We start from the raw sequence: 25,090 nt of genomic DNA, 5'->3' as shown, positions 1-25,090 counted from the left end.
CCGCGTTGCCTCTGTGTGCATGCACCGACGTACCATGGAGAATGAACTGGCCCGGAGCCCGGGGAGCGCAACTGCCCTTCCGTGCACGGACCACGTGAAGAAAGAGAGAAGCAATGAGTACTTCCACCAGCGAAACCGGCACCAGCGTGGATGCGGCAGCCGCCGCTGCCCCGGAAACGGAGCTGCCGACCCATGAAGTTGCCCTCTCCGATGTTGCCGCCGGCAAGGTGCGCAGCCTGTTGGAGCAGGAAGGCCGGACCGACCTGCGGCTTCGCGTGGCTGTCCAGCCCGGCGGCTGCTCGGGCCTGATCTATCAGCTGTACTTCGACGAGCGGGTCCTCGACGGCGACGCCGTCCGGGACTTCGACGGCGTTGAGGTCATCGTGGACAAGATGAGCGTGCCGTACCTGTCCGGTGCGTCCATCGACTTCGAGGACACCATCTCCAAGCAGGGGTTCACCATCGACAACCCCAACGCCGGCGGATCGTGCGCCTGCGGCGACTCGTTCCACTAAGCTTCGCCACGGGTACCCCGTTTCACTAACGGGGAGCCCGCGGCCGCAGGTGCCGTAATACACGGTATTTTGCGTCCAACGCGGTGCGGTCTGTCACTGGATGGCCACGCGTGCGGGTAAGCTCTACACGTAGTAGTAAAACTGATCGTGCGCAGTCGGGGGATTTTGTCTGCCTGCTGTGCCGCACTTGCACGTAACAAGAGGAAGGGCCGTCTGTGAGTTCGCAGGACCGAACCAGCAGCCGACGCGCCAGGATCTTAAAGATCTCAGCCGTAACGTCGGCCGGCGCGTTGTTTTTATCGGGTTGTTCGTCAGAAGTCCAAAGAGGCTGGTTGCCCACGGAACGCGACATGACCAACCACACCGGCCGAATCATGGACCTTTGGGTCAATTCATGGATCGCGGCACTGGCAGTTGGTGTGCTCACCTGGGCACTGATCATTTGGTGCATCGTCGCCTACCGCCGCCGGAAGAACGAAACCGGCTACCCGCGGCAGATGAGCTACAACCTTCCCTTGGAGATCTTCTACACGGCGATCCCGTTGTTCATGGTCCTGGTGTTGTTCTACTTCACCGACCAGGACATCCGCGCCATCAGTGAGCGCGTAGATGACCCCGACGTCGTCGTCGACGTCCGCGGTAAGCAGTGGTCCTGGGACTTCAACTATGTCAATGAGGACAAGTACGACCTCAATGTCCAGGTGAACCTGGACGGCACGGAGAAGGCAGAGTCGGAAATGCCGACACTCTACCTGCCGGTCAACCAGACGGTTGAGCTCCAGCTGAACTCCCGCGACGTGCAGCACTCCTTCTGGGTTCCCGCCTTCCTGCAGAAGATGGACCTTTACCCGGGCCGCACCAACTACATCAACATCACTCCCGGCATCGAGGGCACCTACGAAGGTAAGTGCGCCGAGCTCTGCGGCGAGTACCACTCGGAAATGCTCTTCAACGTCAAGGTAGTTTCGGAGGCCGAGTACGACGAGTACCTGGCAACCCTGCCCGACGGCCAGGTCGGCTCCGAGTACGACCGCGTGTACAACTCAGAATCAAGCGAAGTAAGGAGGTAGGAGGAAAGCTGTGACTACTCTCGAATACACTTCGGAAGATACTCAAGTTGCACCGCGCGTCGTCCCCGTCTCCAAGGGACGCATCATCGTCAGTTGGATCACCTCCACTGACCACAAGACGATCGGGTTCATGTACCTGATCGCGTCATTCATTTTCTTCTGTCTCGCAGGCGTGATGGCCCTGGTCATCCGCGCGGAACTGTTTGAACCCGGTATGCAGATCCTGCAGACCAAGGAGCAGTACAACCAGCTCTTCACCATGCACGGCACGGTGATGCTGCTGATGTTCGCAACGCCGCTGTTCTCCGGCTTTGCCAACGTCATGATGCCGCTTCAGATCGGCGCCCCCGACGTTGCCTTCCCCCGCCTGAACGCCCTGGCCTTCTGGTTCTTCCTCTTCGGCAGCACCATCGCCGTTGCCGGCTTCATCACCCCGCAGGGTGCCGCCTCCTTCGGCTGGTTCGCCTATGCCCCGCTGTCCAACACCACGTTCTCTCCGGGCGTGGGCGGAGACTTGTGGGTGTTCGGCCTTGCCCTCTCGGGCTTCGGAACCATCCTGGGTGCGGTCAACTTCATCACCACGATCATCTGCATGCGTGCCCCGGGCATGACCATGTGGCGCATGCCGATCTTCACCTGGAACACCCTGGTGACCGGTATCCTCATCCTGATGGCGTTCCCGCCGCTGGCAGCCGCCCTGTTCGCACTGGGTGCGGACCGGCGCTTCGGAGCCCACATCTTCGACCCGGAACGCGGGGGAGCAATCCTCTGGCAGCACCTGTTCTGGTTCTTCGGACACCCCGAGGTTTACATCATCGCCCTGCCGTTCTTCGGCATTGTCTCCGAGATCTTCCCGGTCTTCAGCCGCAAGCCGATCTTCGGTTACAAGGGTCTGGTGTACGCCACGATCGCCATTGCAGCGCTTTCCGTCACCGTGTGGGCACACCACATGTACGTCACCGGCGCAGTCATGCTGCCGTTCTTCTCCTTCATGACGATGCTGATCGCGGTGCCAACCGGCGTGAAGTTCTTCAACTGGATAGGCACGATGTGGCGGGGCTCGATTACGTTCGAGACGCCCATGCTCTGGAGCATCGGCTTCCTGATCACCTTCCTGTTCGGCGGACTCACCGGCATCATCCTGGCCTCGCCGCCGCTCGACTTCCACGTCTCCGACACGTACTTCGTGGTTGCCCACTTCCACTACGTGGTCTTCGGAACCGTTGTCTTCGCGATGTTCGCAGGCTTCTACTTCTGGTGGCCGAAGTGGACCGGCAAGATGCTCAACGAGCGCCTGGGCAAGATCCACTTCTGGATGCTGTTTGTCGGCTTCCACGCAACGTTCCTGATCCAGCACTGGCTGGGCGTGCTCGGCATGCCGCGCCGCTACGCCGACTACCTGCCGGAGGACAACTTCACACTGATGAACCAGTTCTCCACCGTGGGTTCCTTCCTTCTGGGCGCCTCCATGATTCCGTTCTTCTGGAACGTATACATCACCTGGCGCCACGGCAAGAAGGTTGAAGTTGACGATCCGTGGGGCTTCGGCGGATCGCTGGAGTGGGCCACCTCGTGCCCGCCTCCGCGCCACAACTTCACGTCCCTGCCGCGCATCCGTTCGGAGCGCCCGGCACTGGACCTGCACCACCCTGAACTGCAGCAGACGGTGACCGACACGTCGGCCGCCGGCAAGGTCTTCGGACCCGGTGACCGTAAGGAGACAGTCAATTGAAGGTAGAGACTAAGCTCTTCGCTTACATGGCGCCGTTCTTCCTGGTTGTCGGCGTCGTCTACGGCTACCTCGTCGAGTGGATGGAACCGGTGGGCTATCTGGCACTGTTCCTGACAGCCGGCATGTCGGCCATGATCGCCTTTTACATCGGCTTCACGGGCAAGCGCATCGGCCCCCGTCCGGAAGACCGGCTCGACGCCGAAATCCACGAGGGTTCCGGTGAGCAGGGCTTCTTCAGCCCCTGGAGCTGGTGGCCCCTGCTGCTCGGCCTCTCCGCCGCCGGCGGATTCCTGGGCATGGCCGTTGGCTGGTGGGTCCTGTACATCAGTGCAGGCCTGTCACTGATCGCCCTGGTCGGCTGGGTATTCGAATACAGCCGCGGAGCCCACGCACACTAGGGTCCGGCACTTTCCTTCCGGGCATGGCCTGGATTCAACAGAGGATCCGCTCGAGAGAGCGGGTCCTCTGTTTGTTTAACAGGCCCTGGTTTAACCTGTACTGGTTTAACCTGTACTGGTTTAACCTGCACTGATTCAACCTGCACTGATTCAACCTGCACTGGGCACACGCAGCGCCGTTACTGGCCCGGGTCCGCGGCCGGTATCCTTGAGGGAGCACCATCGCCGAGGAAAGGAACCGTATGAGCAGGGCAGCGGACTCCGGAAATCGGCGTATCTAGTGCACCAGGCCTTCAAGAACTTCCCTGAGCTGCTCGACCCTCTGTCGGAGGTGTCCAAACACCAGCAGCTGCAGGACATCCTTCGGCGGTTCGTGGATCAGCACGCTGCGGCCGGCACTGCCATCCCCTCGGAGCGGGTGCTGGCCGATCACTTCGGCGTGGCACGGATGACGGTGCGGCAGGCCATCGATGCACTGGTCGCCGACGAAGTGCTCGAACGCGTGGTGGGACTGGGAACCTTCGTTGCACGTCCCAAGATGGACCTGCAGGTGAAATTGACGTCCTACAGCGAGGAAATGCACCGGCGCGGCATGGTGCCGGATGCCCGCGTCCTCAGCTTTGAACAGATTGGCGCGTCCCATCTCGTGGCACGGGAGCTGCAGATCGACCCCGGCCAGCCGGTCATCCGGTTCCGCCGCCAGCTCCTGGCCGACGGCGAGCCGATGAGCGTTGACGAGAACTTCATTCCGGCCTCGCATGTTCCCGGAATGCTCGATGAAGAGCCGCCCACCTCCCTCTACCGCGTGCTTAGTGAGCGCTACGGCATGCTGATCGAGTGGGGGGAGGACACCATCGAGGCAACCGCCGCGTCGGCGTCGACCGCCCGCCTGCTCAATGTCGAGCTCGGTGCTCCGCTGCTGAAGATCCAGCGGCATGCGTACGTGGCCCGTTCGATGGTGGACTATTCCGTGTCTTACTACCGTGCGGACCGGTACAAGCTCTGGGTGCCCCTGCAGCGGCCCGGCATGCGCACGCCGCGTTCCTACCACCCGGGCAGGCATACGGGCTCCTGACGCCGTACAGGCGCCTGCGGAGCGGCAGTGCCGCTGCTGCCGGCGAAGCCCGCATGTCCTTATTCCTTTTCGACCAGGTTGAACCCCACAAACCGCGTTACCCAGCCAGGAAGGCTTCTGCACTATGAACAACATCACCGTGATGTATCACCGGGACGGCAAGGGGGTCCTGCACTTCCGCGAAGCGATGTACGACGCCGAGTCCAAAGAGTTCATGATCAACCAGGGACCCGTCGGGTACATGGGAACCAGCAGTGTTGTTGCCGATATCGATGAAGCCGCAGCTGAAAAGAAGTTCGCTGCCTTTGCCGCCAAGTCCGCCGAGCTGGGCTACACGGAGCTGGCTCCGGAGGAACAGCACTGGGTCGTGGCCCAGTACGCCCTGAAGTCCGCCGAAGGCACGGAACGGGACCGCTACCTCGAGTACAAGGCCAGCACCGCACTGGCGTCCTACTTCTCGTGGCGGGGGCTGGGATCGGTCGAGGAGAGTGAATTCGTCCCCGGCAAGCTGAACATCTTCTGCCTGGTCCCGGACGTCCCCAAGGCAGTCAAGGGCATGCTGGTGGTGCTGCGCGACGCGAATCTGGACTTCACGAAGCTGAGCATCGGATCTTCGCCCTTCACGGAGCCGGGCAAGTGGAAGCGGCGGCACCCGCTTCCGGCGAAGAAGCCTTTTGTCCTGGACTAGCAGGCGGGTGGCCTGACGAGGGGCCTGAATCGGGGCCTGAACCAAGGCCCAAGCCGAGGCTTGGGCCAAGACCCGGACCAGGCCCGCGGCCTCAGCACATAACCTCAACGCAAAGGGAGCCGGTCAGCAAATGCTGACCGGCTCCCTTTGGTATATCCGTCATGCTGTCCGCGGAGGACTACCGGTTCGTGATCGAAGCCTGGTCTTCCGCTTCCGCTTCAATTTCAGCGGGGGACTCGTGGTGGTGCGCTGCTTCAAGCTCTCTCGGAGTCACCGGGGCGACCCGGTCCTCGAAGAAGAACCGCGACAGGCGTCCGCGCAGTTTCTCCTTGCCGGAGATCTTGCCGCGGGCGTCCGGCTGGGCCGGGGACACCTCGGGGGACTCGAAGTCGACGAGCTTGTAGCGCTTGTACTCGTCAACGGGCTCGTGGACCTCGATGTATTCACCGTGCGGAAGACGGACGATGCGTCCGCTTTCCACGCCGTGGAGCACAATCTCGCGGTCCTTGCGCTGCAGGGCCAGGGCAATGCGGCGGGCGACGGCGAAGCCGATCAGCGGGCCGAAGATGACCAGGAAGCGCAGCCAGTAGGTCACGTCGTTCAGCGACACCATGAAGTGCGTGGCGATGAGGTCGGAGCTGGCTGCAGCCCACATGACGCAGTAGAAGATGATGCCGGCTACGCCGACGCCGGTGCGGAACGGGGCGTTGCGCGGGCGGTCCAGGAGGTTGTGGACTGCCTTGTCCTTGGTCAGCCAGGCTTCGATCCACGGCCAGGCGAACAGCAGGGTGAAGACAATGCCGGCGGGAATCAGGGCGGGGAACAGCACGTTCAGGGAGAGCGTGTTGGTGCCCCACGGGAACGGAATGTTCCATTCCATCGGGATGTTCCCGATCCAGCCCGGCATCAGGCGCAGGGCACCGTCAACCCAGCCGATGTACCAGTCAGGCTGGGTACCGGCGGAAACGGGGGAGGGGTCGTACGGTCCGTAGTTCCAGATCGGGTTGATCGTGAACAGGCCGGCGATGACAGCGATGATGCCGAAGACGATGAAGAAGAATCCACCGGCCTTGGCAGCGTAGACCGGACCAACCGGGTAGCCCACAACGTTGTTGTTCGTACGGCCGGGGCCGCGGAACTGGGTGTGCTTGTGAACAACCACCATGAAGAGGTGGATGGCAATCATCAGCAGGATCAGGGCCGGCACCAGCAGGATGTGCAGCATGTACAGGCGGCCGACGATATCCATTCCGGGGAATTCTCCGCCGAAGAGGAAGAAGCTGATGTACGTTCCGACAACCGGAACAGACTTGATCACGCCGTCGATAATCCGCAGGCCGTTGCCGGAAAGCAGGTCATCGGGGAGGGAGTAGCCGGTGAAGCCGGCTGCGAGGGACAGGATCAGCAGGACGCCGCCCACCACCCAGTTCAGCTCGCGGGGCTTGCGGAAGGCGCCGGTGAAGAACACGCGGAGCATGTGCACGGATACGGCTGCAACGAACAGCAGCGCGGACCAGTGGTGCACCTGGCGCATGAAGAGGCCGCCGCGGACATCGAAGGAGATGTTCAGGGAGGACTCGTACGCCACGGACATGCCCACGCCCTTGAGCGGGACATAGCTGCCGTTGTACGTGGTGTGCGCCATCGACGGGTCGAAGAAGAACGTCAGGAACGTTCCGGACAGCAGCAGGATGACGAAGCAGTACAGCGCCACTTCGCCGAACATGAATGACCAGTGGTCGGGAAAGACCTTGCGGCCGAACTCCTTGACCATGGCAGAGCCGCCGACCCGGGAGTCGACGAAGTTGGTGACGCGGCCCAAACGGGTTTTGGCCTCGTAAGGGGTAGCAGAGGGAACACTCATGGTTAGCCACGCTCCCAGTAGCTCGGTCCAACGGGTTCATGGAAATCGCTCTGGGCGACGAGGTAGCCGTCGCTGTCAACTGCGATGGGCAGCTGCGGCAGCGGGCGGACAGCCGGTCCGAAGATGACCTTGCATTCCTGCGTCAGGTCGAAGGTGGACTGGTGGCACGGGCACAGCAGATGGTGGGTGTGCTGTTCGTACAGCGCAACCGGGCAACCGACGTGTGTGCAGATCTTGGAGTACGCGACAATGCCGTCCACGCCCCAGTCTTCGCGGCCGGGGGAGGCGTTCAGGGAATCCGGGTCCAGGCGCATGAGCAGGACGACGGCCTTGGCCTTCTCCTCCAGCATGTTCTCGGCTTCGTTCAGGCCCTCGGGGATGACGTGGAACGCCGAACCGAGGGTGACGTCGGAGGCCTTGATCCGGGTGCCGCTGGGATCGCGCGTCAGGTGTACGCCTTCGTCCCACATGGTGTGGCGCAGAACGTTGCCGGGCAGCGGACCCAGGTCGCGGAAGATGGCGATGGCGGGAAGCGGTGCCAGGACCATGGCGCCGAGGAGGGTGTTGCGGATCAGCGGCCGGCGCTTGATCCCGGTTTCCTCGACAATGTCCCCGAGCATCTTCTCGGCGACGGCACGGTCCTCTTCGGGACGGATTTCATGCCGTTCCTCAATGACTTCGTGGTCCGGCATGAGCGTCTTGGCCCAGTGGACAATGCCGACGCCGATGCCGAGCATCGCAAATGCGGTGCCGAGCCCCAGGAGCAGGTTCTGCACCCTGATGTCGGCAATGGTGTGGCCGCCTTCGAGCTTGATGCCGAAGTAGCCGACAAAGAACACGAGCGTACCGATGATGGAGATGACGAACAGTGCCGCCACCTGCCGTTCGGCCCGCTTCTCAGCGTGGGGATTCGTATCGGCCAGGCGAGGACGGTGCGGAGGAAGACCGGGATTCCGGAACTTCTCTTCGTCGCCCTGGCCAGCCGTAGCGACGGTGCCCGAGGTGTTCGGACTGCCGTGACTATGGTCGCCCATGATCCCCCTCATCCTTCTCTTGAAACTGCATTTATAGACCTATGTGTAACTGTGATGTCACCCCGAGAGGTGAGCGCGGGTGATGTCTAGGAAGACCGGGCGGTCAACCAAATGGTGAAAGCGATGACAAGGCCAAGGCCGGCCGTCCAGATGAACAGGCCTTCGGACACGGGGCCCAGCGAGCCGAGTTCCGCACCGCCCGGGGAGCCGTTGGCTTCGATGTTCTTGAGGAAGGCGATGATGCTCTGCTTGTCTTCCGGGGAGATGTTGGCGTCGTTGAAGACCGGCATGTTCTGCGGGCCGGTGACCATGGCTTCGTAGATGTGCTTCTCCGAGACGCCTTCGAGGGACGGAGCGAACTTGCCCTCGGTCAGGGCGCCGCCGGCGCCGGCGGCGTTGTGGCACATGGCGCAGTTGACGCGGAAGAGCTCGCCGCCTTCGGCAGCGTTGCCTGCGGCGGCATTGACCGTCTCGGCGTCCGGAACAGCGGGACCGGCGCCGAGGCTGGCGACGTAGGCAGCAAGCTGGCTGGTCTGTTCCTCGGTGAACTGAACGGGCTTCTGCTGCGCCTGCGGGCCCTGCATTGCCATCGGCATACGGCCGGTGCCGACCTGGAAGTCGACGGAGGCTGCGCCCACACCTACAAGGGAGGGGCCGTTGGCGGATCCGGAAGCGTCCATGCCGTGGCAGGTGGCGCAGTTGGCGATGAAGAGCTTCTCGCCCTGGTTTTCGTCATCAGCCGTGTAGGCGGTGCTGCTCGCAGCCTTGGCCTCGTTGGCGCCGCTGACTGCTGCGTAGAGCCCACCTGTAACGAGGAGTCCCAGCAGCAGCAGCGCAACTGCTGCTAGGGGATGACGTCGCCTTTGCGATAGTGCCTTCACTTGGTGGTTCCTAACTTGTGTGGTCTTTGGTGTGCTGGTGCCACTTTGGGTTTCTTAAGGGTTGCCGGCTCAAGCAGGTGTTACTTGAGGAAGTAGATGATGACGAACAGGGCAATCCAGACTACGTCCACGAAGTGCCAGTAGTACGACGTCACGATCGCGGAGGTAGCTTCAAAGTGGCCGAAGCGCTTCGCTGCGTAGGCCCGTCCAATGATGAACAGGAACGCGATCAGCCCACCGGTGACGTGGAGGCCGTGGAAGCCGGTGGTCAGGTAGAAGGCCGAACCGTAGGAGTTCGAGGAAAGCGAAACTCCTTCAGTAACGAGCATCGCGTATTCGTAGGCCTGGACGGATACGAACACCGCGCCCATGACGAAGGTGAGGAGGAACCACTCGACCATGCCCCAGCGGGAGACTTGGAACAGTCCTCCCGTGCGGCGCGGCTGGAGGCGTTCTGCGGCGAAGACGCCGAACTGGCAGGTAACGGAACTAAGAACAAGGATCACCGTGTTCGCGAACGCAAACGGAACGTTGAGCTTCTCCGTCTCCATGGCCCACAGGTCGCTCGAGGTGGAGCGAAGAGTGAAATACATGGCAAAAAGGGCGGCGAAAAACATCAGTTCGCTGGCCAGCCACACTACGGTTCCGACGGAAACCATGTTGGGGCGGTTCAGCGTGGGGTGAGCCGGGGTACTGGGGGCATGGGTCGCTGTTGTCACATAGACATTATGGACGTAAAACGCTCCAGTTCTCCAACAGATATAGACGGGCGGCGAGTCTAAATAGTGCCGAAACCCCGCAGATCCCAGTAACGGCGCGGAACTGGCTCTCCAGAAACAAATCAGTATTTTCTACGAAACGTAGATAACCTAGGGGATGTGACTACGAATCCGAGCTCCGAACACGCCTGGCCGCAGCTTCTCCACGCCCTGATTTCGCGTCAGGACCTGCGCGCGGACCAGACCCGCTGGGCCATGAACACGATCATGGCCGGAGAGGCCTCCGATGCCCAGGTGGCGGGCTTCCTGGTGGCGCTGCGGGCCAAGGGGGAGACCGTGGAGGAGCTGACCGGCCTGGTGGAGGCCATGCTGGAAAATGCCAGGCCCATCGAGATCCCCGGGGAGACGCTGGACATCGTGGGGACCGGAGGCGACCGCCACAACACAGTCAATATCTCCTCAATGGCTGCGCTTGTCTGCGCCGGCGCCGGCGCGAAGGTGGTTAAGCACGGCAACCGTGCGTCGTCGTCGGCCTCCGGTTCGGCTGATGTCATCGAAGCTCTCGGAGTACGGCTGGACCTGACCGTTGACCGCGTGGCCGAGGCTGCGCTTACCGCAGGAATCACGTTCTGCTTTGCCCAGGTGTTCCACCCGTCCATGCGCCACGCAGCCGTCCCCCGGCGCGAGATGGGCGTGCCCACCGCCTTCAACTTCATGGGCCCGCTGACCAACCCGGCCCGTCCGGCCGCCTCCGCCATCGGCGTCGCCGATGCCCGGCTGGCTCCGCTCATTGCCGGCGTCCTGGCTGCGCGCGGCGTGCGCGCCCTGGTGTTCCGGGGCGAGGACGGGCTCGATGAGATGACGACGACGGGCGTGTCCACCGTCTGGGAGGTCCGTGACGGGGCCGTGGAGACGTCAACAGTGGATCCGTTGGACCTCGGGATACCCCGGGCCACTCTGGAGGATCTGAGGGGCGGAGACGCCGCTGCCAACGCCGCGGTGGTTCGCAGCGTGCTGGCCGGTGACCGCGGTCCGGTGCGCGACGCGGTGGTCCTCAACGCCGCTGCCGCCCTGGTGGCGCTCGATACCGATGCCGCAGGCAGCCTTACCAAGCGTCTTGCCGCAGGAATCGTCCGTGCGGAAGCTGCCATTGACGGCGGCAGCGCCCAGGCAGCGCTGGACCGCTGGATCGAGGTCACGCACTGAACCGGGGCGCTTAAGCCCGCCCCGCAGGCTGCAGAACCAGGCCCGCAGAAGCAGGCAGGCAAATCAGGGTGCCGGGGTGAGGCCGGGGTGAGACCGGGGTGAATCCGGGGCGGTGCCGGGGTGAGTCCGGGGTAAATCCGGGTAAAAAGGGCAGAAAAATGAGGCCGCGTTCCCGATCCGGGACGGCCTCATTTTTTGTTTCCGGGGACGTTTGAGCGACAGTCCCGGGGCCCGGAATGCCGCAAAAACCGTAAAAACCCGACCGGAAAAGTTATAGCTTCTTAACCCGAATGTTGCAAAACCGTGATAAGGGCGGCAGGATCAGTCCGGCAGTTGCGGGTGAGTTGCGGGTGGCTCGGCTGCTGTCAGCTGTCAAACCCCAGGGAGAACGCGGCGTCCAGGTCATGCTGCGAGTAGGCACGGAACGCGATCTGCGTGGTGGTTCCGATGACGCCCTCCACCTTGGAGAGGCGGTTGGCGATGGCATCTGCCAGGTCTTCGTGGCGGCGCACCCGCGCAATGGCAATGAGATCCCACTCACCGGTCACGGAGTAGACCTCGCTGATGCCTTCTATCTCAGAGATCTCCTCGGCGCATTCGGGGATGCGTGCCGAGTCGGTCTGGATGAGTACAAAAGCGGTGATCATGATGGGCCCTTTCGTGGTGCTGCCATGGGGCGGAGACATTACGCCCTGGTGTCGAGCCTATCGGACGGCCCGGCGGACCGCGGCGGACCGGCGGGCCCGGCCAACCAGTGCTGCCGCGGTCCGGGGGAGCAGCAGGAAGGCGGCCAGGACGCAGAACGTCACCAGCGCAAAGCTGGGGGCCACACCGCCGCCGGCCAGGGCGCGGATTCCCAGCCCGGCTCCCGCGGTGAAGACCCACAGAAGGACACCGGCGGGCCACAGCGAGGCGGGGGAGAGCCACCGGCCAAGAAGTGCCCAGCCGCCCAGGCAGGCGGCAAGGAACGGTGAAGCGGTGATGAGGATCCCCGCCGGGTCCAGACCGTGCTCATGGGTGTCGCGCCCCAGGGCGGCAAACAGGATGATGAGGACGACGTCGAGTGCCAGGAACAGCCAGAGGCTGCGTCCGGTGCGGGGAGGGGTGCTGTGCAGGGCGGTCATGAGTGCTGCTCTCCGGGAGTGCCGCGGCGGTGCTCCCGTACGTAGGGTTCCAGGAGTTCGGTGACGCGTGCCTCGACGTCTGCCTGCGTTCTGTCGCCCTCCAGCAGTTTGGTAGCTGTGTGGACAATCCCGTTGATCAGCTCGGCAGTGGCGGCCGGGTCCGGGGAACCCATTTCCTGGAGGGTGCCCACCAGCGGATACAGCAGCTGCGAATGCATCATCGCGCTCTGCGTGTTGAGTTCCTCGCTGGGGGCAACGGCGGCCAGGGCATTGCCGACGGCGTGCTCGCCTTCTGCAACCAGGGCAATGTTGGTCAGCACGTAGGCGAGAATCCGGTCGGCTGGTTCGGGTTCGGCACGCATGGCCTCCTCGACCCGCTGCGCCCACCGCGGAAAGACGTCCAGCACCAGGGCGTGGAGCAGGTCCTGGCGCGACTTGTAATACTGATAGGCGCTCGGGCGGGCGAGGCCGGCCAGTGCGGCCACTTCGGCCATGCTGGGGGCCTCGCCCGTCTGGGCCAGCAGAGTCCGTGCCGCATCCAGAAGCGCCCGTTGCTGGGCCGCGCGGTGTTCTGCGACCGTTGGGGCGGTAATGCGGGGCACAAGCCCTCCTGTTCGCTGCGGTTACGGGTTGATGAGCCGTCCGTCGACCATCTCCACTACCCGGTGGCAGTGGTGCAGTACGTCGTGATCGTGCGTCACCATAACTGTAGCAACGCCGCGCTCGGCTGTTTCCCGCGCCGGTCGAGTGCGGCTGTTGGCTCGTCGACGAGCAGCAGGCGCGGCCTCGTGACCAGGGCGCGGGCAATGCCCACCCGCTGGCGTTCTCCGCCGGAAAGCTGGTCCGGCCGGCTCTTCAGCTTATGGTCCATGCCCACCGCCGCGAGCAGCTCCCGTGGATCGAAGCGCTCCTTGCCGTGGGCCAGGCGGTGCACCAGTTCCAGCTGCTCCGCGGCGGTCAGCGCCGGAATCAGGTTGCCTGACTGAAACACGAATCCGATGTTGTGCAGGCGGAAGCGGGCGCGTGCGGCGCTGTTCAGGGTCGCCAGGTCCGTGCCGTTGACCGCAACGGTTCCGCTGTCCGGGGAGGTGAGAGCGCCGGCTGCCGCCAGCAGGCTGGATTTGCCGGCGCCCGAGGGGCCGACCACGGCAACAAGTTCTCCGTGGCGGACGGTGAGGGATACATTGTCCAGGGCCTGTACCGTGCTGTCTCCGTCGCCCAGCGCCAGGCTGGCGCCTTCGATGACGAGTCCGAGGGCGGTGTCCGTCGGGGTTTCGGTTCTGGTGCTCATCGCTGTCCTCCAAGTGCAGCCAGGGGGTCAACCCGGGAGATCCGTATGATGGCGGCCGCCGCGCCGATGAGGCCCAGGAGGATCGTCAGGGCCGTGGCAAGGCCGATCGGGGCTGCCTCCAGGGCGAACGGCATCGCTGTGCCGGAGAGGGCGGATCCCATTCCCAGGCCCGCCAGTACGCCCAGGGCAGTGAAGCCGATGAGGATCACTGCGGCCTGCGCCAGGCCGTCGCGCAGCAGATAGGCCGTGGAGGCGCCGATGGCGCGCAGAACCGCCAGTTCGTGCTTTCGCTGGACGGTCCACACCGTGAAGAACGCGCCGACAACCAGCGCGCAGATGGCGTAGAGGAACACCTGGATCATCTGCAGCGTCAGTGTTTCGGCAGAGTATCCGGGCGAGGCGTTGAAGGATTCTTTGAGCGAGGAGGTGACGGTGCCTGCGGCTTCGTCGCCGGCGGCGAAGTCGATGTCTGCGCCGTCCTCGGCCAGAAGTGCCACGGTGCTGGCCGTGTCACGGTGCTCGGCGGCGACGTCGGCGGCAGTGGGCATTCCCGGTGCCGCATCGCCGGCTGCGATGTACTGCCAGGTCGGAAGCGGAAGGTAGGCAATGGTGACGTGCCCGAAGGTTGCCTGGCCGGGGGTATAGCCGACGACGGTCAGCTCCGTGCCGATCCGGTCCAGGGTAACGACCGAGCCCAGTTCCAGGCCTTCGTCGGCTCCGGTGCTGGAGACAACAATTTCATGGGGGGCCGAGGAAGCGCGGCCTTCACCGATCTCCGGGGCCAGGAAGGAATCGGATTCGACGCCGAAGAGTGAGAGGTCCACCTGGGTGCCGTCATCGGTGGCACCGTTCATCATGGTGGCACCCATGAGGGCGACATCCTCGACGCCGGGCTGGCCGCGCCACGCTTCGGCCTGGGATTCATCGACAACGCTTCGGGAAAACGCGTTGTCGGTCTTGGTGCCCTCGTTGAAGGCGAAAGCCGTGGCAGGCATGGCCTTCAAGCCGGAAACGCCGTCATTGACCAGTCCGGACGACAGGCCTGACAGCAGGACCATCAGTATGGCGATCAGGGCGATGACGCCGCCCATCAAGCCAAACCGCGCCCGGGCGAAGCGCAGTTCGCGCAGCGCTAGAAACATGGGGAATCTCCAGGAGTTGTGGGATACATATGCCAACACCTTGTCAGCATCATGCCAACATCGTGTCAGGAAGACTCCCTTCGGTGCAAGTCGAAACCGCCTTCGCGCCGGCCGGGTGATCCGCCGGCGTTCCTCTGGCCCAACTCCGGCGGTTCTGCTGTCCTTGGAGCATGACCTTGCACCTGCGTTCGGCCTGGGGCCGGATTCGCGGCTCCCGACTGCTCCGGTGGGTGGCGGCCCTGCTCGCCGTCGTGCTGGTTATCGAATACATAGTCCTGCCCCAGCTGGTGGGCTCGGGCAACGTGTTTACCGCGCTGCTGCGGCTGCCGCCGGTGCTCGTGTTGTTTGCCCTGGCCCTTCAGGCTGCGTCACAGGCCAGCTACAGCCTGCTGACGCGCGCCGTACTCCTGGGCGATCGTCGTCCCGGCTTTTTTACCCTGCTGCGCATCGACCTGTGCGACCTGGCCGTCAACAACACGGTGCCGGGCGGCGGTGCGACTGCGGCTGCGGTCAGGTTCCGGCTGCTGACACGGTGCGGAGTGCAGTCGCAAAACGCCCTGAGCGCCGCCACCATCCAAGTGGTGGGCTCAAACCTGGTGCTGGCAGCACTTTTTGCCGCCGGGCTGCTGGCCGGGCACGGCGGCGGCGCCGGCGGCAGGTACCTCAGCGTTGCTGGGGCTGTTGTGCTGGTGCTGCTGGGGCTTTCGCTGATCGCGCTGATCGTCCTGGACCGGCATCTGGATGCGGCCGTCCGTGCGGCGCGGGCAGCAGCGCGCGCCGTGCGGGTGGTTAAGCAGGATTCCGCGGAGCAGTTTGTGCGGACGATCGCCGCGGAGGTGCACCTGTTCCGCACCGAACCGCGCCGGCTGGGTGCAGCAGTGCTCCTTGCGGCCATGCGGTACCTGCTGAGCGCCGCCTGTCTCTGGCTGTTTGTTGCCGCGTATGGACATGTCCTCAATCCGGGAGAACTGCTCCTGGCCTACTCGCTGGCCAACCTGGCGGCACTGGCGCCGCTCACGCCGGGCGGCCTTGGTCTTGTCGAAGGGATCCTGGTGCCCATGCTCACGGCATTCGGTGCACCCGGCCATGTGGCGGTTCTGGGCGTCCTGTCCTGGCGGATTGCGCAGTTTTGGCTGCCGATACCGCTGGGCGGCCTGGCCTATGTCTCGCTGCGGCTGGGAATCCTCCGGCGGACGGCGGCCGGGCGGACGGCGGCACGAAAGGCGGCCCCGGAACCTGGGTCCCGGGGCCGCCGCCGTGCTTCATAGTTGCTTCGCAGTTCTTAGTTCAAACTGCTCTGCAGTTCTTGGTTCAGACTTCCTGTTTCGCTAGGCCGGAAGGCTCTGGCCGGCTCCGCCCCAGATGTCATCACCGCGCAGCGTGGCGTCGGCCCCGCCGTCGGTGTAGATGGTCTGGCCGGTGGTGTGGGTGTTTTCCTCGCTCGTCAGCCAGGCCAGCAGTCGGGCAATGACCACGGGCTCGGAGTGTCCGTTCAGCGGCATCGGCACCGAGGAGTCCACCATCTGGCGGCCTTCCGGCGTGGACAGCAGGTCCTTGGTCATGGCGGAGAGGACGGTGCCCGGAGCGACGGCGTTCAGCGGAATGCCGGCCCCTGCCCACTGGTCGCTGATGCTGGCGCGGCGAACCCAGCGGCTGAGGGCGCGCTTGGAGGAGGGGTAGTTGAGGTATCCGACGCGCGGTCCCTGCTCGGCAAGCGCAGCGCCGATTTCCAGTGCACGGGCTTCGTCGCCGGCGAGCATTGCTTCCACCAGTTCAGGTGAGTTCGGCTGGAGGGACGCCATGGAGCTGACGACGGCGGCGCGGGGAGCGTCGCTCTTGGCCAGGTCCGGCGCCAGAAGTTCCAGGAATTCCGTTACCCCGAAGTAATTCACGGCGACGGTGATCGGAGCCGGTGCTGAAATGCCGGCGCAGGCGATGACTGCATCGATCCGGCCGTTGGCCAGTTCGCGGGCCTTGTCTGCGGCTGCGCGCCGGCCCTCCGGCGTGCTGAGGTCGGCTTCGACCTCGGCGCCGCGCAGGTCCACGCCCACCACGTTATAGCCGCGTTCGCGCAGCAGTTCGGCAGTAGCGGCGCCGATTCCCGATCCTGATCCGGTAACAACATATGTACGAGTCATGACTCCAGCTTACGCTGTAAACATCGGTCGCGGTAGCGTCGTCCGGTTCGGGTATCCACGGGGCAGCCCCCGCCGGCCGGCGGGGGCTGTCAGCGTCTTTTCCGGTGCCGATGCAGGTGTCTGTGCAGGTGCCTGCCCCGGTGTCCGTGCCGGTGCGGAGTCTGCACGGGTGTCGGCGCGCCGCGTTCCGGTCAGCCTGCCAGCCTGCCAGCCTGCATGCCTGCCGGTCAGCCTGCCAGCCTGGCTTCCCAGTCCGGCGGAACGTGGCCGGCCGGCCCCGGGACGCTCTGGTCGAGGGGATGTGATTGGGGCGGAGCCAGTTCCGGGCCGGCGAAGACCGATCCGCTCCGGTAGTCCCAGAACCAGTTCTCGCCCGGTTCGTAGCTGCGGATGACGGGATGGCCGGTTGACGCTTCATGGGCCGTGGCGTGCCGGTTCGGAGACGAGTCACAGCAGCCGATGTGGCCGCATTCGGCGCAGCGGCGCAAATGAAACCACCAGCTGCCTTCGGCTGTGCACTCCACGCAGCCGGGACCGGACGGCGGAACGGAAACGTTGATGCCGGTTGAGTCGTACATGGATCCTCACTCCCTGCGGCGGGCCACCCCGATCTTTCAGCGTATCCAGCGGCCCGGTGCCCGAACAGGCCTTCCGGCTGGCCGGGGCGTCAGGCGGGAGAGCTGGAGGGGGAAGCCAGGGAGGAGAGTTGGAGGGGGAAGCCAGAGGAGAGCTGGCTGGGGAAGCCAGCCGGGCCGGGTTAGGCCGAGGCCGCTGAAGGTCCGGTGCTCTGGCGCGCCACCAGTTCGGGCGTGAACCTCACCTGCCGGGGCGGGGACGGGGTGTCACCGAGTTGTTCCTGCAGAAGCTGCACGGCGGTGCGGCCGATCTCCTCGGCGGGCTGGCGGATGGAAGACAGGGGCACCACTGTGGACTGGGCAAAATCAATGTCGTCGTAGCCCATCAGCGCCACGTCCTGCGGCACCCGCAGGCCGTTGATCAGCAGCAGGGACTGCAGGACGCCGACTGCCAGGAGGTCATTGGCGCAGAAGATGGCCTCGGGCAGTTCACTCCGTCCCCGTTCCACAAGGTCCTGGCCGACGGCCCGTCCCGCGAGGACGGTCATATCCGCGGCCTGGAGGACTTCGAGGCGGGCACCGGGAACGCGGTCGACGGCGCTGCGGGCCCCGGCCAGCCGGTCGGCGACCTGGCGGATGCCGGGAGAGCCGCCCACAAACGCCAACCGGCGCCGTCCGGTCTCCAGCAGATGTTCCGCGGCCATGAAGCCGCCCGCAGTGTCATCCACCGAGACGGAACTGTGGACCGCAGGCTCGGATTCGCTGTCCACGAGGACGGCGGCCACTCCGCGGTCCCGCAGTGAGCGGAGCCGGCTGCTGATGTTGCCGGAGGGCGAGATCAGCACGCCCTGCACCCGCTGCTCCTCGAACAGCGTCACGTAGCGGGCTTCACGCTCGGGGTCGCTGCCGCTGTTGCCGAGGATGATGTCCGCGCCGTGCCGGGTGGCCTCATTCTCTGCGGCGCGGGCGACGGCGGCGAAGAACGGGTTGGAGGAATCAAGGACGATCATTCCGATGGTCCGGCTCTGGCCCGCGCGCAGCTGCCGTGCGGCGTCGTTGCGGACGAAGCCCAGCGCTTCCACGGCGTTCATGACCCGCTCCAGGGTGGGCGGGGACACCCGGTCCGGATGGTTGAGGACGTTTGAGACTGTTCCCACGGCCACGCCGGCCCGCGCGGCCACCTCTTTTATGCTCGCTGCCACTGTGACCCCCAATGTTTGTGTCGGCACCTGTCTTGACAGCGTATCGCGAAAACCCTAGGTTTGAATCGTATAAATGAAACGATTCAACAGATCAGCTATCCAGCAGATCGGTTCAGCACAACGATTCAACACACCGTGGGCCTGCGGGCCCAGCGCCTTTGCATTCAGCACCTTCGGGTGCTGCACCGCGGGTCCGGTGGCGGTCCGGGAACGACGGCGGCCGCAGGGATCGCTTTCCACCTTCCGCCAGCTTGGAGTACAGCCAATGACGTCACTGACAGACATCCTTCCCGCCCTGGAGGGCCTGGGAATCGAGGTCCCCTCATGGGCCTACGGAAATTCCGGCACCCGTTTCAAGGTCTTCGCAACCCCGGGCACGCCGCGCACAATCCAGGAAAAGATCGTCGATGCCGCGAAGGTCAACGAATTGACCGGGCTCGCCCCCGCCGTTGCCCTGCACATCCCGTGGGACAAAGTTGACGACTACGCGGAGCTGGGCGCCTATGCCAAGGAACACAACATCGCCCTCGGAACGGTCAACAGCAATACGTTCCAGGACGACGTGTACAAGTTCGGCAGCCTTACGCACAGCAACCCCGCCGTCCGGCAAAAGGCCGTTGACCACATGTACGAGTGCATCGATGTCATGCACCAGACCGGGTCGCAGGACCTGAAGATCTGGCTTGCCGACGGCACCAACTATCCGGGCCAGGGCAACATGCGCTCCCGCCAGGACTGGCTGGGGGAGTCGCTGCGAAAGGTCTACGACCGCCTCGGCGAGAACCAGCGCATGGTCCTCGAATACAAGTTCTTCGAGCCGGCATTCTACCACACCGATGTTCCCGACTGGGGAACCTCCTACGCCCACACCCTCGCCCTGGGCGAGAAGGCGCTGGTCTGCCTGGACACCGGCCACCACGCGCCGGGCACCAACATCGAGTTCATCGTGGCCCAGCTGCTGCGGCTGGGCAAGCTTGGCTCCTTCGACTTCAACTCCCGCTTCTATGCGGATGATGACCTGATTGTCGGCTCGGCCGACCCGTTCCAGCTCTTCCGGATCCTGTTTGAAGTTGTTCGCGGCGGAGGTTTCGGCCCTGAGTCGGGAGTCTCCCTGATGCTGGACCAGTGCCACAACCTCGAAGAGAAGATTCCGGGACAGATCCGGTCCGTGCTCAATGTCCAGGAAATGATGGCGCGGGCTCTGCTGGTCGATGCCGAGGCGCTCGACGCCGCGCAGACTGCCGGAGATGTGCTGGGCGCCAACGCCGTCTTCATGGACGCCTTCTACACCGACGTCCGCCCGGGCCTTGCGCAGTGGCGCGAATCCCGCGGACTGCCTGCCGACCCGCTGGCCGCCTACGCGGCCAGCGGCTACCAGGACAAAATCAACACTGAACGCCAGGGCGGCCAGCAGGCCGGATGGGGAGCATAAACAGATGACCAACGAAACCGTCAGCGCGCTGATTGCCCGCTCGAACCGTCTAGGCGCGGATAAGCGCAACACCAACTACGCCGGCGGCAACACCTCCGCCAAGGGCTTTGACCGGGACCCCGTCACCGGGGAGAACGTTGAACTGCTCTGGGTCAAGGGCTCCGGCGGAGACCTCGGCACCCTGAAGGAATCCGGCCTGGCCGTGCTGCGGCTGGACCGCATGCGCGCCATGGTGAACACCTACCCCGGGGTGGACCGCGAAGATGAGATGGTGGCTGCTTTCGACTACTGCCTCCACGGCAGGGGCGGCGCCGCACCGTCGATCGACACCGCCATGCACGGCCTGGTTGACGCAGCCCACGTGGACCACCTGCACCCGGACTCCGGCATCGCCGTCGCCACGGCTGCCGACGGAGAAGCCCTGACGCAGAAAATCTTCGGTTCCAGGGTTGTCTGGGTGCCCTGGCGCCGCCCGGGCTTCCAGCTGGGCCTGGACATCGCCGCCATTAAGGAAGCGAACCCGCAGGCCATCGGCACCATCCTGGGCGGCCACGGCATCACCGCCTGGGGCGCCACGTCCGAAGAGGCCGAGGCCAACTCGCTCTGGATCATCGAAACCGCCGAGGCGTACATTGCAGCCAACGGCCGGAAGGATCCCTTTGGCGCCCTGCTGCCGGGCTACGCACCTCTGAGCGAAGCCGACCGCCGTGCCAAGGCCGCCGCCCTGGCACCGGTGATCCGGGGACTGGCCTCCACCGATAAACCGCAGGTGGGGCACTTCACCGACGACGCCGTCGTCCTGGACTTCCTGGCACGCGCCGAACACCCCCGCCTGGGCGCACTGGGCACTTCCTGCCCGGACCACTTCCTGCGCACCAAGGTCAAGCCGCTGATCCTTGACCTGCCCGCGGATGCCTCCGTCGAGGACAGTGTCGCCCGGCTGAAGGAACTGCACGAACAGTACCGCGCCGACTACCGGGCCTACTACGACCGCCACCGCAGCGAAGACTCCCCGGCGATGCGCGGCGCGGATCCCGCCGTCGTCCTCATTCCCGGCGTCGGCATGTTCACCTACGGTGCAAACAAGCAGACCGCCCGCGTAGCCGGCGAGTTCTACATCAATGCCATCAATGTCATGCGCGGGGCCGAAGCCATCTCCACCTACGCTCCGATCGAGGAGTCGGAGAAATTCCGGATTGAGTACTGGGCGCTGGAGGAAGCCAAGCTGGCACGCATGCCCAAGCCGAAGTCCCATGCCACCCGCATCGCGCTGGTGACCGGTGCGGCCTCGGGCATCGGCAAGGCCATCGCCACCCGGCTCGCTGCAGAAGGGGCATGCGTGGTCATCGCCGACCTCAACCTGGAGAACGCCCGGGCCGTGGCGGCGGAACTCGGCGGCCCCGACACCGCCGTCGGGGTGCAGGCGGACGTGACGGATGAAGCGCAGGTGCAGGCTGCGATCGACGCGACCGTGCTGGCCTTCGGCGGACTTGACCTGGTGGTCAACAACGCCGGCCTGTCGATCTCCAAGCCGCTGCTGGAAACCAGCGAAAAGGACTGGGACCTGCAGCACAACGTCATGGCCAAGGGCTCCTTCTTTGTCTCCAAGGCCGCGGCCAAGGTGCTGATCGACCAGGACATGGGCGGGGACATCATCTACATCTCCTCCAAGAACTCGGTCTTCGCCGGACCCAACAACATCGCCTACTCAGCCACCAAGGCCGACCAGGCGCACCAGGTGCGCCTGCTGGCCGCGGAACTGGGGGAGTACGGCGTGAAGGTCAACGGCATCAACCCCGACGGCGTGGTCCGCGGCTCGGGCATCTTTGCCGGCGGCTGGGGCGCCAAGCGCGCGGCCGTGTACGGGGTGCCCGAGGAGGAACTGGGCAAGTTCTACGCCCAGCGCACCCTGCTCAAGCGTGAAGTGCTGCCGGAGAACGTGGCCAATGCGGTGGCGGTCCTGACCGGCGAGGACCTCTCGCACACCACCGGCCTGCACATTCCGGTTGACGCCGGCGTAGCGGCGGCCTTCCTGCGATGAGCGCGGACACGCCGGACACGCAGGCCGGGGCCGGCGTGTTTGCCGCCGTCGACATCGGGGCCTCGTCCGGCCGGGTTATCCTCGGCCGGATTGGGCCCGGCGGAGTCGCGCTGGAAACCGTGCACCGGTTTCCCAACGGGGTCCGGGAGATCGACGGCGCGCTGCGCTGGGACCTGCCCGGGATCTTCGAGGAGGTGCTCAACGGACTCACGCGGGCCGCCGCGCGCGCCGCCGAGGAGTCGGAAACAATAGCCAGCATCGGGATCGACACCTGGGCGGTGGACTACGGACTGGTCGACGCCGACGGCGTGATGGCGGCGCTGCCGCACAGCTACCGCGACGGCCGGACTGCCGCCGCCGTGCCGCGGGTCCACGCGGTCCTGGATGAAGCCCGGCTGTATGCAACCACCGGCCTGCAGCACCTTCCCTTTAACACGCTGTACCAGCTGGCCTGCGAGCCGGACCTGGCCGGCAAACAGGCGCTGCTGATTCCGGACCTGCTGGCCTTCCGGCTGACCGGATCCCGGTGCACCGAGGAAACCAACGCCTCCACCACGGGCTTGTTTGACGCGGCGGCGGGGGAGTGGGCCGCCGCGTTCCCGGCCGCGCTGGGACTGCCGGAGGACTTGTTTCCCGAGCTGATCGCCCCGGACCGAACCGTGGGCGTCCTGCTGCCGGCCGTAGCCGAGCGGACCGGCCTGCCCGCCGGAACGCCGGTGGTGGCGGTCGGCTCGCACGACACCGCATCGGCGGTGGCGGCTGTCCCCGCTCTGGAGCCCGGTTTCGCGTATATCTCCTCGGGCACCTGGTCCCTGGCTGGAATCGAACTGACGGCGCCCGTGCTCAGCGAGGCCAGCCGCAGGGCCAACTTCACCAATGAACGGGGCGTGGACGGCACCATCCGGTACCTGCGCAACGTCGGCGGGCTGTGGCTGCTCAGCGAATCCATGCGTGAGTGGTCCGCGGCGGGCCCGGAACCGGAGCTCCCGGACCTGCTGGCATCGGCAGCGCTGCTGCCCCCGGGCGGGCCGCTGATCGACGTGGATGCCGATGAGTTCATTGCACCGGGGAACATGCCCGGGCGTATCCGCGCTGCGGCCGCCGCGGGCGGCTTCGTCCTGCCGGAGGACCCCGCCGCGGTGACCCGCTGCATTCTGGATTCCCTGGCTGACGCCTATGCCCGCACGCTGGCCCTGGCGGCGGAACTGTCGGGGCAGCGCATCGACGTCGTGCACATTGTGGGCGGCGGCTCGCAGAACACGCTGCTGTGCCAGCTCACGGCCGATGCCACGGGGCTGCCGGTGATCGCCGGGCCCGTTGAGGCGACGGCGCTGGGCAACGTGCTGGTGCAGGCGCGGGCGGCCGGCGCCGTCTCCGGCTCCCTGGCGGATCTGCGCAGGCTCGCGGCGCAGAGTTCACCGACCGTTACCTACCGTCCGGCGGGCAGTCCCACCATCCGTGCGCTTTCATCCCAGAGCCGGGCAGACAGCGCGGCGTCATAAGCATCCTTGTTGGCCGTGGAGATTTTGCACTTGTAGTAGTACTTGCCCGGCTGCCAGTCCGTTCCCGGTTCCGAAGTGGCCAGCCAGACCAGCGTCTGCGCCCCTTGTTCCGGCGAAATCAGGAACCGGTTCAGGGCCGTGCGGTAGAGCAGCCGCATCACGCTTGTGGAACCTGCGGCGAAGGATGAGGCCACAGCCCCGGGATGGAAGGCGGCAGCGGAAATTCCGTCGGCCCGGTACCTCGCGTCCAGTTCGCGCGTGAACAGGATGTTTGCCAGTTTGGTGTTGCCGTAGGCGAGATTCGGTGTGTACTTCCTGCGCGCTTCCAAGTCGTTGATGTCAAAGTGCGCAAAGAGGCTGTTGGCAACGCTGGAAGTGTTGATGACGCTGGCCCGGGACTCCGCCAGCCGGTCCAGCAGCAGGTTGGTGAGCAGGAACGGTGCCAAATGATTGACCTGCAGTGTCTTTTCGTGCCCGTCAACCGTTTCTTCGCGCCCGCGCATAATGCCTCCGGCATTGTTCACCAGGACGTCGATGCGCGGGTACCGTTCCCGCAGATCCGCTGCCAGGGCCCGGACGTCGTCGAGGCGTGAAAAGTCGGACAGCAGGTAGTCGCTGTCCAGTTCCCGGGCCACGGCAGCGGTTTTTTCCGGGGATCGCCCGACGACGACGATGCGGTTGCCCAGGCTGCGCAGGCTCCGCGCGGCTGCGGCCCCGATGCCGTCGCTGGCTCCGGTAATGACAATGGTTCGCTCTGACACTGGCGGCCTCTCGGGCGGGGACGGGGCTGGTGCGAAGACCCTCCCAGTATTGCCCCGGACAGCAGATCCGCCAATCAGTGTGCTCTCCGGAGTCGCGGGATTACTTCCCCAGGCCCGGGCCCTTGGGCTCCAGCAGCCGGCAGGCTGCGGCAACGGCCGCGTTCCGGCGCCGGCTCCTGAACTCATCCTTCGCTTCGGGTTCGCCCGTGAACAGCGTTTCGGGGGACTGCGCCCAGGCGGTGGCCAGGGACAGGAGCAGCGTTATCAGGTCCTCCGGGTCCCACCGGGAATCGATGATGCCCTGCTCCTGGGCCCGGACAACATCTTCGGTTGCCGGCCCGGGCCTGCCGCAGGGCGTTCGGGGAGCCAGCCCGGGTTCATTTTCCAGCCGGGCCCAGTCGAGCATGCGCAGGTGGTCGGGATTCTGCGTCGCATGATCGAACATGGCGCCCACGAAGCCCGGCAGGTCCAGGGCATCGCGCGGGATCCGATCCGTGGTCTCCTGCAGGTTCAGGGCGAGGACCGCGGCAAACAAAGCCTTCTTATCACCGAAATACGCGTAAAGACGCTCCTTGCTGGCCTTCGCCTCCGCGGCAATCCGGTCCACGCGTGAACCGGCGAGGCCGTAGCGGGCAAACTCGGTCCTGGCCGCCGCAAGGATCCTGGCTCTGGTGGCTTCGCCGTCGGTTCTCATACCTGT

At 65.1% G+C, this 25,090-nt stretch carries 25 protein-coding genes; 11 read left to right on the top strand and 14 right to left on the bottom strand.

Features of this window, described 5'->3' with window-relative positions; genetic code table 11:
- Positions 1 to 113 precede the first annotated feature (113 nt).
- The 6 genes from M1D40_RS10560 (at position 114) to M1D40_RS10535 (ending at position 5,478) form a co-directional block, all read left to right on the top strand.
- Positions 114 to 515, top strand: coding sequence for a HesB/IscA family protein (locus tag M1D40_RS10560; RefSeq protein ID WP_341395024.1), 402 nt, complete (start codon positions 114 to 116; stop codon positions 513 to 515).
- 215 nt (positions 516 to 730) lie between these two features.
- Complete coding sequence (gene ctaC, locus M1D40_RS10555; RefSeq protein WP_341395025.1) at positions 731 to 1,585, top strand: aa3-type cytochrome oxidase subunit II; 855 nt, start codon at positions 731 to 733, stop codon at positions 1,583 to 1,585.
- A 10-nt stretch (positions 1,586 to 1,595) separates the two neighbouring features.
- Positions 1,596 to 3,317, top strand: coding sequence for an aa3-type cytochrome oxidase subunit I (ctaD, locus tag M1D40_RS10550; protein WP_461168798.1), 1,722 nt, complete (start codon positions 1,596 to 1,598; stop codon positions 3,315 to 3,317).
- On the top strand, positions 3,314 to 3,715 hold the full coding sequence (locus M1D40_RS10545; RefSeq protein WP_341395027.1) for a cytochrome c oxidase subunit 4: 402 nt from the start codon (positions 3,314 to 3,316) through the stop codon (positions 3,713 to 3,715). The genes ctaD and M1D40_RS10545 overlap by 4 nt, the downstream gene beginning before the upstream one ends.
- A gap of 310 nt (positions 3,716 to 4,025) precedes the next feature.
- Positions 4,026 to 4,790 carry a GntR family transcriptional regulator gene (locus tag M1D40_RS10540; protein ID WP_461171048.1) on the top strand — a complete coding sequence of 255 codons (765 nt, stop codon included), beginning with the start codon at positions 4,026 to 4,028 and terminating at the stop codon, positions 4,788 to 4,790.
- A 124-nt stretch (positions 4,791 to 4,914) separates the two neighbouring features.
- Complete coding sequence (locus M1D40_RS10535; protein ID WP_461168797.1) at positions 4,915 to 5,478, top strand: hypothetical protein; 564 nt, start codon at positions 4,915 to 4,917, stop codon at positions 5,476 to 5,478.
- Between the two features lie 178 nt (positions 5,479 to 5,656).
- Here M1D40_RS10535 and qcrB read toward each other — a convergent pair whose 3' ends face one another.
- The 4 genes from qcrB to ctaE all read right to left on the bottom strand — a co-directional run bounded on the left by qcrB (position 5,657) and on the right by ctaE (position 9,976).
- Positions 5,657 to 7,342 (bottom strand): cytochrome bc1 complex cytochrome b subunit, encoded by a 1,686-nt coding sequence (qcrB, locus tag M1D40_RS10530; protein WP_461168796.1) that lies wholly within the window; start codon positions 7,340 to 7,342, stop codon positions 5,657 to 5,659.
- Positions 7,343 to 7,344: 2 nt separating this feature from the next.
- On the bottom strand, positions 7,345 to 8,376 hold the full coding sequence (qcrA, locus tag M1D40_RS10525; protein ID WP_341395031.1) for a cytochrome bc1 complex Rieske iron-sulfur subunit: 1,032 nt from the start codon (positions 8,374 to 8,376) through the stop codon (positions 7,345 to 7,347).
- An 86-nt stretch (positions 8,377 to 8,462) separates the two neighbouring features.
- Entirely contained in the window at positions 8,463 to 9,257 is a 795-nt protein-coding gene (qcrC, locus tag M1D40_RS10520; protein ID WP_341395032.1) for a cytochrome bc1 complex diheme cytochrome c subunit, read from the bottom strand.
- Between the two features lie 80 nt (positions 9,258 to 9,337).
- On the bottom strand, positions 9,338 to 9,976 hold the full coding sequence (ctaE, locus tag M1D40_RS10515) for an aa3-type cytochrome oxidase subunit III (RefSeq protein ID WP_229965621.1): 639 nt from the start codon (positions 9,974 to 9,976) through the stop codon (positions 9,338 to 9,340).
- A gap of 159 nt (positions 9,977 to 10,135) precedes the next feature.
- Here ctaE and trpD point away from each other — a divergent pair, with 159 nt between their 5' ends.
- Entirely contained in the window at positions 10,136 to 11,182 is a 1,047-nt protein-coding gene (gene trpD / locus M1D40_RS10510) for an anthranilate phosphoribosyltransferase (RefSeq protein ID WP_341395033.1), read from the top strand.
- Between the two features lie 365 nt (positions 11,183 to 11,547).
- Here the strand turns inward: trpD and M1D40_RS10505 are convergent, their stop codons facing one another.
- The 5 genes from M1D40_RS10505 to M1D40_RS10485 all read right to left on the bottom strand — a co-directional run bounded on the left by M1D40_RS10505 (position 11,548) and on the right by M1D40_RS10485 (position 14,739).
- Complete coding sequence (locus tag M1D40_RS10505) at positions 11,548 to 11,829, bottom strand: Lrp/AsnC family transcriptional regulator (protein WP_229965623.1); 282 nt, start codon at positions 11,827 to 11,829, stop codon at positions 11,548 to 11,550.
- 57 nt (positions 11,830 to 11,886) lie between these two features.
- Complete coding sequence (locus tag M1D40_RS10500; RefSeq protein ID WP_461168795.1) at positions 11,887 to 12,306, bottom strand: DUF3054 domain-containing protein; 420 nt, start codon at positions 12,304 to 12,306, stop codon at positions 11,887 to 11,889.
- A complete protein-coding gene (locus tag M1D40_RS10495) occupies positions 12,303 to 12,908 on the bottom strand; it encodes a TetR/AcrR family transcriptional regulator (protein ID WP_461168794.1) in 606 nt (201 codons plus the stop codon). The genes M1D40_RS10500 and M1D40_RS10495 overlap by 4 nt, the downstream gene beginning before the upstream one ends.
- A gap of 95 nt (positions 12,909 to 13,003) precedes the next feature.
- Entirely contained in the window at positions 13,004 to 13,597 is a 594-nt protein-coding gene (locus M1D40_RS10490; protein ID WP_461168793.1) for an ABC transporter ATP-binding protein, read from the bottom strand.
- Positions 13,594 to 14,739 (bottom strand): ABC transporter permease, encoded by a 1,146-nt coding sequence (locus M1D40_RS10485; protein WP_461168792.1) that lies wholly within the window; start codon positions 14,737 to 14,739, stop codon positions 13,594 to 13,596. Before M1D40_RS10485 ends, M1D40_RS10490 begins: the two co-directional genes overlap by 4 nt.
- Positions 14,740 to 14,909: 170 nt before the next feature.
- Between M1D40_RS10485 and M1D40_RS10480 the strand changes: the two genes are divergently transcribed.
- Positions 14,910 to 16,007, top strand: a complete 1,098-nt coding sequence (locus M1D40_RS10480) for a lysylphosphatidylglycerol synthase transmembrane domain-containing protein (protein ID WP_341395038.1) — start codon at positions 14,910 to 14,912, stop codon at positions 16,005 to 16,007.
- Between the two features lie 60 nt (positions 16,008 to 16,067).
- Here the strand turns inward: M1D40_RS10480 and M1D40_RS10475 are convergent, their stop codons facing one another.
- From M1D40_RS10475 to M1D40_RS10465, 3 genes are all read right to left on the bottom strand, one after another.
- The gene (locus M1D40_RS10475; protein WP_341395039.1) at positions 16,068 to 16,877 is read right to left on the bottom strand and encodes an SDR family oxidoreductase; all 810 of its coding nucleotides are present in this window, start codon (positions 16,875 to 16,877) and stop codon (positions 16,068 to 16,070) included.
- 227 nt (positions 16,878 to 17,104) lie between these two features.
- Positions 17,105 to 17,455 carry a UBP-type zinc finger domain-containing protein gene (locus M1D40_RS10470; RefSeq protein ID WP_461168791.1) on the bottom strand — a complete coding sequence of 117 codons (351 nt, stop codon included), beginning with the start codon at positions 17,453 to 17,455 and terminating at the stop codon, positions 17,105 to 17,107.
- Between the two features lie 179 nt (positions 17,456 to 17,634).
- A complete protein-coding gene (locus M1D40_RS10465) occupies positions 17,635 to 18,654 on the bottom strand; it encodes a LacI family DNA-binding transcriptional regulator (protein ID WP_461168790.1) in 1,020 nt (339 codons plus the stop codon).
- Between the two features lie 265 nt (positions 18,655 to 18,919).
- Here M1D40_RS10465 and rhaI point away from each other — a divergent pair, with 265 nt between their 5' ends.
- Genes rhaI through M1D40_RS10450 form a run of 3 tightly spaced genes read left to right on the top strand, consistent with a single transcriptional unit; the run spans position 18,920 to position 23,629 of the window.
- Positions 18,920 to 20,086 carry an L-rhamnose isomerase gene (rhaI, locus tag M1D40_RS10460; RefSeq protein ID WP_461168789.1) on the top strand — a complete coding sequence of 389 codons (1,167 nt, stop codon included), beginning with the start codon at positions 18,920 to 18,922 and terminating at the stop codon, positions 20,084 to 20,086.
- A 4-nt stretch (positions 20,087 to 20,090) separates the two neighbouring features.
- Positions 20,091 to 22,127 carry a bifunctional aldolase/short-chain dehydrogenase gene (locus tag M1D40_RS10455; protein WP_461168788.1) on the top strand — a complete coding sequence of 679 codons (2,037 nt, stop codon included), beginning with the start codon at positions 20,091 to 20,093 and terminating at the stop codon, positions 22,125 to 22,127.
- Positions 22,124 to 23,629, top strand: a complete 1,506-nt coding sequence (locus M1D40_RS10450) for a rhamnulokinase (protein WP_461168787.1) — start codon at positions 22,124 to 22,126, stop codon at positions 23,627 to 23,629. The genes M1D40_RS10455 and M1D40_RS10450 overlap by 4 nt, the downstream gene beginning before the upstream one ends.
- On the opposite strand, the gene M1D40_RS10445 is transcribed toward M1D40_RS10450, so the two are convergent.
- Positions 23,557 to 24,390: an SDR family NAD(P)-dependent oxidoreductase gene (locus tag M1D40_RS10445; RefSeq protein WP_341395045.1), complete on the bottom strand. Its 834-nt coding sequence runs from the start codon at positions 24,388 to 24,390 to the stop codon at positions 23,557 to 23,559. The genes M1D40_RS10450 and M1D40_RS10445 overlap by 73 nt on opposite strands.
- Positions 24,391 to 24,490: 100 nt before the next feature.
- Complete coding sequence (locus M1D40_RS10440) at positions 24,491 to 25,084, bottom strand: TetR family transcriptional regulator (protein WP_461168786.1); 594 nt, start codon at positions 25,082 to 25,084, stop codon at positions 24,491 to 24,493.
- Positions 25,085 to 25,090: the final 6 nt, after the last annotated feature.

It is taken from the genome of Arthrobacter sp. Z1-15 (genome assembly GCF_054792395.1).
Note: the sequence above shows the minus strand (reverse complement) of the source record. Positions and strands in the feature narration are given on the sequence as shown.